We start from the raw sequence: 9,324 nt of genomic DNA on the forward strand, positions 1-9,324 counted from the left end.
GCGCCGCGCCGAAGACGCACGGCCGCAAAGCCCGAAGCCGCAGCGCCGGCTGAACCGGCCGCCGGAGCGAAGACGCCCAGCCTTCAACTTTCGAAACGAGAAGCTGCGAGCCGAGCGCGCAGGCTAGCTCCGGCCGAAGCCGCCGCTGATGCTGATGGCCTGGCCGGTGATCCACGATGCGCGGTCGGAGGCCAGGAACGTGATCATCGGCGCGATGTCTTCGGGTTGGCCGAGGCGGCCGAGCGGATAGAAGCGTACGGCCTGCTTTTCCATTTCGTCGTCGATGTACGCGGTCATCGGCGTGCGCGTGACGCCCGGGCAGACGGCATTGACGTTGACGTGGTAGCGGCCGAGCTCGGCCGCCAGCCCGCGCGTGAGCGCGATCACTCCGCCTTTGGTCGCGCCGTAGACGACCATGCGCTTCTCGTTGGCCTTGCCGGCTTCGGAAGCGATCGAGACGATCTTTCCCGATGCGCGGGCGATCATGTGGTCGGTGACCGCATGGCAGCAGTGAATGACGCCGAGAAGGTTGATCGCGACGAGATCGTTCCAGTCGTCGGGGCCGTTCTCCACGAAGAACGTCGCCGGGCCGCCGATTCCGGCCGAGTTGACGAGGATGTCCAGGGCCCCGAAGCGCGAGATCGTGCGGGCCACTGCAGCCTCGCATTCCTGCACGCGGCGCACGTCCAGGCGCACGGCGTCGACCTCGGCGCCGGCCTTGTGAAGCTCTGCGAGCGTCGAGGCGAGCGCGTCATCGTTGACGTCGGCGATCATTACCGCGACGCCTTCGGCGGCCAGGGTCCTGGCCGTTTCCCGGCCGAGACCGGAGGCTCCGCCGGTGATCAGTGCGCTTTTTCCGCGTAGGCCGAGATCCATGATCGTTGCTCCGTAGGTTGGCGTTCAGACGTCCGCCGAAAGATGCCCGGGGTCTCAAGCGAAAGGGCGCCTTCCTTGCGGAAGACGCCCTTTCTTTTGAACGACGTCCTGGTCTTCGTCGCTACTCGACCGGCGGTGCCGGTGGAGTAGGCGGAGGCGCGGGACAGTTGAAGTTCACGGACAGGCCGACCGACCACATCAAGGCACGCAGCGCGTCGGTCGAGTTGATCACGTTGTTGCCGGTGATGTCGCAGATCGACAGGTCGCACGGCACGTTGCTCACGCTGGCGTTCAGGATGTACTGCGCGTCGATGATGGTGACGGCACCGTCGTCGTTGGTGTCGCCGCAGCCGACCAGCAGGCAGGCCGAGTTGCAGAAGTCGCCGTCATCGTAGACGTCGTTGCCGTCGTCGCAGGTCTCCTTCGGCTCGAGGAAGCCGTTGCCGCAGGTGGTGCTCAGATCGGGGCACTGGAGCGCGACGGGCAGGCCGACCGCGTGCTGCAGCAGGCGCAGCGCATCGGAAGCACGGACTTTCAGGTCGCCGTTGACGTCGCAGACCAGCAGCGAGCAGTGCTCGAGGCCGACCGAGGCGCGCAGCACGTAGAGCGCGTCGACGATGTTGACGAGGCCGTCGTTGTTGGTGTCGCCGCAGGGAACCTCGGTGCAGTTGTTGCGGCAGAAGTCGCCGTCCTGGTAGAGCGTGTTGCCGTCGTCGCACTCTTCCTCGACGTTGAGAAAGCCGTTGCCGCACTTGGTGCTGCACGGGAACACGAGGTCGAGGAAACGGAAGATGTCGTGATGGTGCGTGTCGAACATGCACTCGGTCAGCGCCGGCAGCGGGAAGATCGACCCGTCATCCGGGAACGGGCACTGCCACGGGAAGCCGAGACGCTCCAGGTTGATGGTCGGGCACGAGTTCGGAAGCGTGCGCAGGATCTGGTTGTGGGCCTGGATCACGTTGTTGTCGGTGATCGCGCGCCCTGTCTGCGGGTCCTCGGGATCGACTTCGCGGCGGCAGTCGACTTTCGGCGGAAGGTCGAGGTTGCGCGAGGCCTGGGCGAGCAGGCAGTGGCCGCGGGTGTCGAACTCGGTGCTCGTCATCGTCGACGACAGCCGCGCGAGCGAATCCTGGCACACGGTTTCCGGCGGAGTCAGGTCGTCCGGGAACGGCCGCGGATGCTCGGTGTTGATGATGTAGGTGCTCAGGTCCTTGGCGAAGTCGAGCATGCACTGGACCTGGTCGAACGCATCATACGGCGTGAGCGGCGTGGCATCGGCGCAGAAGCCCGGGAAGCCGATGTGGGCCATGTCGACGTTGGTGCAGTTCGTGAGAATACGACGCGTCAACGCCGATTCCGCCGAGCGAAGGCGCCGGTCGATGTCGGGATCTCCGGTGGTGCCGGGCTTGTCGTTCGTCACCGGGAACAGGCACTGGAGCGTGTTCGGCGGGTAGATGAAGTTCAGCTCGAGGGTGAAGCAGTCTTCGCGCGCGGCGACGACTGAGTAGAAATAGTCGAGAGTCGCAAGGAAAGTCGTGCGCTGGCACTGGAACTCGGTGTCGGTCAGGAACGGGAACTGGATCCCGCTGCCGGCCGGGCAGTCGGCGTTCGCGGCACGCGGAGCGGCGACCAGGGCGAGCAGCGAAAGTCCGACAGCCGTGAAGCGAAAATTACGTCGCAAATCCATTCTCTAACCTTGGTCTTGTCCGTGAGGTGACGGGCGAAACGCCCGCGCCGACGTTAGCCCCATTCCTGAGGATACGTCAAGAATTGAGGAAGCACCCCCCTCCCTTCCGACCGGTGAACGACCCGACGTGCACCGGGACAGAATTGTTTGACATCAGCGATTGACCGACGTCCCCTGACCAACCCGCGGAAGCATTGCAGATTTCCAAACCATTGGAAACACGACTTCCGCGCCAAATTGCCGCTTCGCCCTGACGATGACCGAAAACGAAATCAAAGATCGCCTGAAGGGGGTCAAGTATCCCGGCTTCAGCAGGGACATCGTGTCCTTCGGGCTCGTCAAAACCATCGTTCTCGAGTCCGGACGCTGCGAAGTCCGGCTTTCCATTCTCAGTGACAACCAGGAAGTCGTCCGCCAGATCGTAGCCGACGTGGAAGCCGCCCTGGCCGGGCTAGGGCTCGCCCGTATCGACGTCATCGTCGAAAGGCCCCAGGCCGCCGGGGCCCAGCAGGCCCGCGAGACGGCAAAAGCGCTGGGCCGCGGCCCAGCGGGCGTCCCGGGCATTGCCAGCATCGTGGCGGTGGCCAGCGGCAAGGGCGGGGTCGGAAAGTCCACCGTTGCCGCCAACCTGGCGGTCGCGCTGGCTGCCCGCGGCCTGGCGGTCGGGCTGCTGGACGCCGACATTTACGGCCCCAGCGTTCCGATCCTGTTCGGAGCAGGGCGGGAGGACCAGGCCGGGCGCAGCGATGCGGAAGGCCGCTTCATTCCCGTCGAAAAATACGGGGTGCGCCTCGTATCGATGGGTCTTTTCGTTGCCGAGGGAGCCCCGCTGATCTGGCGCGGGCCGATGCTGTCGAAGGCCCTGAACCAGTTCCTGAGGGACGTGGCCTGGGGAGAGCTCGACGTCCTGGTCCTCGACCTGCCGCCGGGAACCGGCGACGTCCAGATGACCGTGACCCAGGGCGTCAGGCTGACGGGCGGCGTCATCGTCACGACGCCGCAGGACGTCGCGCTGGCCGACGTGGAGCGCGGCGTCAAGATGTTCCAGCAGGCCGAGGTCCCGGTGCTCGGCGTGATCGAAAACATGAGCTTTCACGTGTGCCCGGGCTGCGGGAACCACGCCCATATTTTCGGGGACGGGGGTGCCGCCAGGGTCGCCAATCGTTTCGGCCTCAAGGTCCTCGGCGCCGTTCCGCTGGACCGGGCCCTGCGCGAATCGTGCGATGCCGGCTTTCCGATCGTAGCCTCCAAGCCTGACAGCGAGCCTGCCGCGGCCTTCCGGTCGCTGGCCGCCGAGGTGGCCACCGCGATTGCGGCTGCCGCGACCATCGCCGCCGCTTCGCACGAGCACGAGCATGGTCACGGGCACGGGCATGCCTGAAGCTGCGGCAGCCCCGGCCCGCCAGCCTCGTCTCGAGGGCGTCGCCCGGATCCTGGCCGTCGCCAGTGGCAAAGGCGGCGTCGGTAAATCGACGGTAGCCTCCAACCTGGCGGTGGCGCTGAGGAGCCTCGGCCGTCGCGTCGGGCTTGCCGACGTCGACATCTACGGCCCGAGCGCCCCGATCCTTTTCGGCGTGAAGGATCTTCCGCATCCCGACGAGACCTCGCGGCTGCTGGCGCCGCTGGAAGCCCACGGCGTGCGCCTGATGTCGATGGGGTTCTTCCTCGACGACCAGGCGCCGGTGGTCTGGCGCGGCCCGATGGCCATGAGCGCGACCAAGCAGTTCCTTAGAGGCGTGGCCTGGGGAGAGCTCGACTATCTCATCGTCGACCTGCCGCCGGGCACCGGCGACATTCCGCTGACGCTGGCCCAGGAGGTGCCCCTGGACGGCGGGATCATCGTGACGACGCCCCAGGACGTCGCGCTGGCCGACGTGGTGCGCGGCGTGGCGATGCTGCGCCGGGTGAGCACGCCGATCCTCGGCGTCGTCGTCAACATGACCGGCTATGTCTGCCCGCGCTGCAACACGCGCGACGACCTGTTCGGCACCGCCAATGCCGACCGTATCGCGCACGAGATCGGTGCGCCGGTGCTCGCCGAATTTCCGATCGAAGAGGCCGTGCGCAAGAGCGGCGACGCGGGAACCCCGATCGTCGTCGCCGATCCTTCGTCGCAGGCGGCGCGGCGCTACCTCGACCTTGCAGCGGCAGTCGAATCGTCGCTGGCCCGAGTGCGAGACGAGCTGTACGGCCCCGAGCCGACGAAGGTGGAGATCGACGATGCTTCCGGCGTCGTGACGATCCGCTGGAGTGACGGCGCCGCGACGACGTATTCGTTCGGCGGCCTCAGGGGCTGGTGTCCCTGTGCGCAGTGCCAGGGACATTCGAGCCAGACGCGCTTCGTCGACATCGACGCGCCGCGCCCGACCGGCTACGAAGGAGTAGGGCGCTACGCGCTGCGCTTCCTGTGGGCCGACGGACACTCGACAGGCATGTATTCGTACGAGTGGCTGCGCGAGATCGCCGGCTTCCCCGAATGCAGGCCGGGTGCTTGACGCCTGGGCCAGGCACCGGCGTTGGGCTCACACTTTCGGCTCGATCCACCACGGATAGAAGTCGGGCATGTCCTTCCACGCGCTCAGCGTGAATTTCGCCGGGCGTTTTTCGAGGAAGGCCTGGACTCCCTCGTAGGCGTCGGCGCCGCGGCCTGCCCAGAAAATGCACTTGGAGTCGATGATGTGCGCGTGCTGGGGATCCGGCTGCGCCAGGCCGTGCCACAGCAGCGCGCGTGCCAGCGCCACCGATACTGCGCTCGTGTTGTCGGCGATCTCGCGCGCGATCGACATCGCTTTTTCGAGCACCTTGTCCGCAGGGACGACGTGATTGAACAGCGCCGGCTCTTCGGCTGCACGGAACACGCGGCCGGTGACGCAAAGCTCGACAGCCTTGGAGATGCCGAGGATGCGCGGCAGGAACCACGACGAGCACGCTTCCGGCACGATGCCGCGCCTGGCGAACACGAAGCCGATCTTCGCGTCCTCGGCCACGACGCGCACGTCCATCGGCAGCGTCATCGTGATGCCGACGCCGACTGCAGCGCCGTTGATCGCGGCAATCACCGGCTTGCGGCACGCGAAGATTTCCAGCGTCACCTGTCCGCCGCCGTCGCGATGGCCGGAAAGGCCGACTTCTTCACCGCCCGCGCCGGCATCGAAGGTGCTGCCTCCGGCGCCGAGGTCGGCTCCGGCACAGAAGGCCTTGCCGGCGCCGGTGACGACGACGGCGCGGACCGAGTCGTCGCGGCTGGCCTCGCGCAGCGTCTCGATCATCTCCTTCAGCATCGTGTTCGTGAAGGCGTTCATCCGGTCCGGCCGGTTGAGCGTGAGCACGGCGACGCCGCGGTCGACTTGGTAAGTGGTCTGTCGTCGTTCCATCGTTTTCTCCCTCGAACAGTGCGATCGAAGTACCGTGCCGGTTGCCTGCCAGGCTGGGATTTCGCGCCCGTCGCTCCTTCGTGCTAGCTCCGCGCGAGACGGAGGCCAGTGATGAAGACCCGAAGCGAAAATGTGAGCATTCCCGTCGGCGACCAGGCGATGGCGGGCTACCTGTCACGCCCTGCCGATGGCGGCAAATATCCCGGCGTGCTCGTGTTCCAGGAGATCTTCGGCGTCAACGCTCACATCCGCTCGGTCGTCGATCGAGTGGCAGCCGAAGGTTACCTCGCGCTGGCGCCCGAGCCGTTCCACCGCACGGCGCCCGGAATCGAGCTCGGCTACGACCAGGTCGGGCTGGCGCGCGGCATCGAGCTGATGATGCAGGTGAAGCCCGCCGAGCTCGGAGCCGACGTCAAGGCGGCGCTCGATTGGCTCACGGCACGGGAAGACATCGCGGGGCGCGGCATCGGCGCAATGGGGTTCTGCTTCGGGGGCCACATCGCATACCGGGCGGCCTGCCAGTTGCCGATCGCGGCCGCCGCGAGCTTCTATGGCGGCGGCATCACCGGCTACGGGCCGGGGCCGGCCACGGTGGACCTGACGCCGGGAATCAAAGGAAGCATCCTTTGCTTGTTCGGCGAAAACGACAGCCACATCCCGCTCGCGGACGTCGACAAGATCCGCCACGCCCTCGAGGTTGCCGGCGTCCGTCATGATGTCGTTGTGTATCCGGGCGCCGGGCACGGCTTTTTCTGTGACGAACGGCCGGACTACGACGCCGCGGCCGCAGCGGATGCCTGGCAGCGAGTCACCGCGCTTTTCCGCGACGAACTGGGCTGAAGCCGCTACGGCGGTGCAAGAAAGCTGCTGATTCAGTGAAAACTCTCTGCTATCGTCCCGGGTGCACCATGAAAATCCCTGCTTCCCCTGCCAGACGTGCAACCCTCCCGGCCGCTGCGCTGCTGCTTGCCTGCGCTGTCTTGTGCGCTGCACCGGCCGGTGCCGTCACGATCACGATCCGCAACACCGATACCGGCGTCATCGGCTTCAACGATCCGTCGCCGCGCGCACCGGTCGGCGGCAATCCGGGAACGACGCTGGGCGCCCAGCGCCTTTTCCTGTTCCAGTACGCTGCGAAAGTCTGGGGCACCCGTCTTGCGGGAACCGTTCCGATCATCGTGTCGGCCGGATTCGCCGACCTCGGCGGCACGGCGACGCTGGCCACGCTCGGCCAGGCCTCCCCGACGACCATTCACCGCGACTTCCTGCATGCACCGGTGCCGTCCACCTGGTTCGTGGCTGCGCTTGCCAACCAGATCTACGGTTCCGACCAGAACGACCTCTCTCCCGGCTCCTGCCCGGTTGCGCTGGTGTCGGGCGCCTGCCCGGAGATCCGCGCCCAGTTCAATTACCGCGTCGATGATCCGGTCGTGCTCGGCAGCATCAACTTCTACTACGGCCTCGACGGAAAGAACGGCTCGGACATCGACTTCCTGACCGTGCTGCTCCACGAGTTCGCGCACGGGCTCGGCTTCGTCAGCCTCATCGACAACACCACCGGGGAGCTGTTCTTCGGATATTCGGACGCATTCACCAACAAGATGATCGACTCGATCATCTCGCCGAAGCAGGTGCCGGCGATGAGCAACGCGCAACGCCTGCAGGCCATCGTCGACAACCAGCATCTCCTTTCGGCCGGCGCGAACGTGACGGCGGGCAGCGGCGGTCTTTCGGCGGGCAAGGATTTTGCCGGTCACGTGATGCTGTTCGCGCCGACCACGTACATCGTCGGCTCGTCGGTGTCGCATTACGACACGTCGGTATTCCCGAACGAGCTGATGGAGCCGTACTACACCAATCCGCCGCCGCGCAACCTGGCGCTGACCATCGCGCTGCTGAAGGATCTCGGATGGACGCCGTTGCATGTTGCGGCCTGTGGAGATCCGACCGACGACGGCAAGACCACCGCCAGCGACGCCCTGCTCGTGCTCAAGGGGGCAGTCGGCTCGGCCGACTGCCCCGACTCCGCGTGCAACGTGAACTTTACCGGAGGAGTGACGGCCAGCGACGCGCTGATCGTGTTGAAATTCGCGGTCGGGCAGTCTCAGACGCTGTCGTGCCCGCTGGCCTGACACGGCCAGTCCGGCGGTCACGGCTATTTGGCGCGGATCGCGCGTCGCACCGGGGCGCGATCCCGCGCGACGTCCCGTGCGACATCCTGCGCGACGTCCTGCTCCTCGTCCGGGACGCTGACGACGATGCTGCCTGCGGTCACTTCCACGGCCAGCCGCAGCAGCGTTTTCCCGGCCGGCGGGCCGGCCACGCAAACGCCGCTCGCGATCTCGTACAGAGCACCGTGGGTTGCGCACTGGATCCAGCAGCCGTCGCGCGAAAGGAAACGGTTTTCGACCCAGTCCATCGTCATCGGCACGTGGCGGCACTCGTTGCGATAGGCATGCAGGCGACCCTGGTAGCGGATCACGAAACCCTCGCGAGGCGGGTTGCCGCTGCCGATGCGGAACTTGGCGGTGCGGCCTTCGGCGAGGGACGCGTCGTCGCAGACGGTGATCCTGGTTTCGCCCACGTCCTCACGCTAGCAGCGCCGGCACTTCGATGGGAGCGATGACGTCGCGCTCGCGAGTGCGCACCGCGCGCCTGGTTCTCGGCGGGATTGCGGTCGTCTACCTCGTCGCGTTCGTCTCGCTGGCCGTGCAGATCGACGGCCTGTACGGCAGCCGCGGCATCCTTCCGGTTGGCGACTACCTCCAGTGGATACACGAGCGCGCCGGCGCAGACGCGTGGCGCGTGCATCCGACCCTGTTCTGGCTTTCGAGCAGCGATCTGGCGTTGAAGGCGTGCTGCTGGGCAGGAGCGGGATCGGCCGCGGCGCTGCTGTTCGGATTCGCTCCGCCTCTGTCGGCGATCTGCTGCTGGGTGCTGTATTTCTCGCTGTTTCAGGTCGGGCGCGTCTTCCTCGGCTTCCAGTGGGACATCCTGCTGCTGGAGGCGGGTTTTCTTGCAATCTTCCTTGCACCGCTGCGCTGGCGCAGCCACGTCGAGTTCGATCCCGAGCCGCCCGTGGTCGTCATCTGGATGTTTCGCTGGCTGCTGTTCCGGCTGATGTTCTCGTCGGGAATGGTCAAGCTGCTCAGCGACGACCCGACGTGGTGGGGCCTGACCGCGCTCCAATACCATTACTGGACCCAGCCGCTGCCGACGTTCCCGGCGTGGTTCGCGGCCAAGCTGCCGCAGTGGTTCCAGGAGTTCTCCTGCCTGTTGATGTTCGTGATCGAGCTCGGCGTGCCGTGGTTCGTCTTCGGGCCGCGACTGCTGCGTCTTTCCGCATTCGTCGCGCTCGTATTCCTGCAGCTCCTGATCGGATGGACC

9 protein-coding genes are annotated in these 9,324 nt (G+C 66.4%); 5 read left to right on the forward strand and 4 right to left on the reverse strand.

Translation table 11 applies throughout. The features are described from left to right. Positions 1-123 precede the first annotated feature (123 nt). Together VGK20_00005 and VGK20_00010 are read right to left on the reverse strand one after the other, a co-directional pair. Entirely contained in the window at positions 124-876 is a 753-nt protein-coding gene (locus tag VGK20_00005; GenBank protein HEY2772406.1) for an SDR family NAD(P)-dependent oxidoreductase, read from the reverse strand. A gap of 121 nt (positions 877-997) precedes the next feature. Further along, positions 998-2,563: a dockerin type I domain-containing protein gene (locus VGK20_00010; protein ID HEY2772407.1), complete on the reverse strand. Its 1,566-nt coding sequence runs from the start codon at positions 2,561-2,563 to the stop codon at positions 998-1,000. Positions 2,564-2,819: 256 nt separating this feature from the next. Between VGK20_00010 and VGK20_00015 the strand changes: the two genes are divergently transcribed. Together VGK20_00015 and VGK20_00020 are read left to right on the forward strand one after the other, a co-directional pair. After that, entirely contained in the window at positions 2,820-3,944 is a 1,125-nt protein-coding gene (locus VGK20_00015; protein HEY2772408.1) for an Mrp/NBP35 family ATP-binding protein, read from the forward strand. Continuing rightward, positions 3,919-5,058, forward strand: coding sequence for a P-loop NTPase (locus VGK20_00020; protein HEY2772409.1), 1,140 nt, complete (start codon positions 3,919-3,921; stop codon positions 5,056-5,058). The genes VGK20_00015 and VGK20_00020 overlap by 26 nt, the downstream gene beginning before the upstream one ends. Positions 5,059-5,085: 27 nt before the next feature. Here the strand turns inward: VGK20_00020 and VGK20_00025 are convergent, their stop codons facing one another. Then, positions 5,086-5,937 carry a crotonase/enoyl-CoA hydratase family protein gene (locus tag VGK20_00025; protein ID HEY2772410.1) on the reverse strand — a complete coding sequence of 284 codons (852 nt, stop codon included), beginning with the start codon at positions 5,935-5,937 and terminating at the stop codon, positions 5,086-5,088. 111 nt (positions 5,938-6,048) lie between these two features. On the opposite strand from VGK20_00025, the gene VGK20_00030 reads away from it, so the two are divergent. Together VGK20_00030 and VGK20_00035 are read left to right on the forward strand one after the other, a co-directional pair. Beyond that, positions 6,049-6,777: a dienelactone hydrolase family protein gene (locus VGK20_00030; protein ID HEY2772411.1), complete on the forward strand. Its 729-nt coding sequence runs from the start codon at positions 6,049-6,051 to the stop codon at positions 6,775-6,777. Between the two features lie 140 nt (positions 6,778-6,917). Beyond that, positions 6,918-8,069: a hypothetical protein gene (locus VGK20_00035; protein HEY2772412.1), complete on the forward strand. Its 1,152-nt coding sequence runs from the start codon at positions 6,918-6,920 to the stop codon at positions 8,067-8,069. Positions 8,070-8,092: 23 nt separating this feature from the next. On the opposite strand, the gene VGK20_00040 is transcribed toward VGK20_00035, so the two are convergent. After that, positions 8,093-8,521, reverse strand: coding sequence for a Rieske 2Fe-2S domain-containing protein (locus tag VGK20_00040; protein HEY2772413.1), 429 nt, complete (start codon positions 8,519-8,521; stop codon positions 8,093-8,095). Positions 8,522-8,550: 29 nt separating this feature from the next. On the opposite strand from VGK20_00040, the gene VGK20_00045 reads away from it, so the two are divergent. Continuing rightward, positions 8,551-9,324 (forward strand): lipase maturation factor family protein (locus VGK20_00045; GenBank protein HEY2772414.1); only part of this gene is annotated, 774 nt, incomplete at its 3' end.

Source organism: Candidatus Binatia bacterium, from assembly GCA_036493895.1.
Taxonomy (GTDB): domain Bacteria; phylum Desulfobacterota; class Binatia; order UBA1149; family CAITLU01; genus DATNBU01.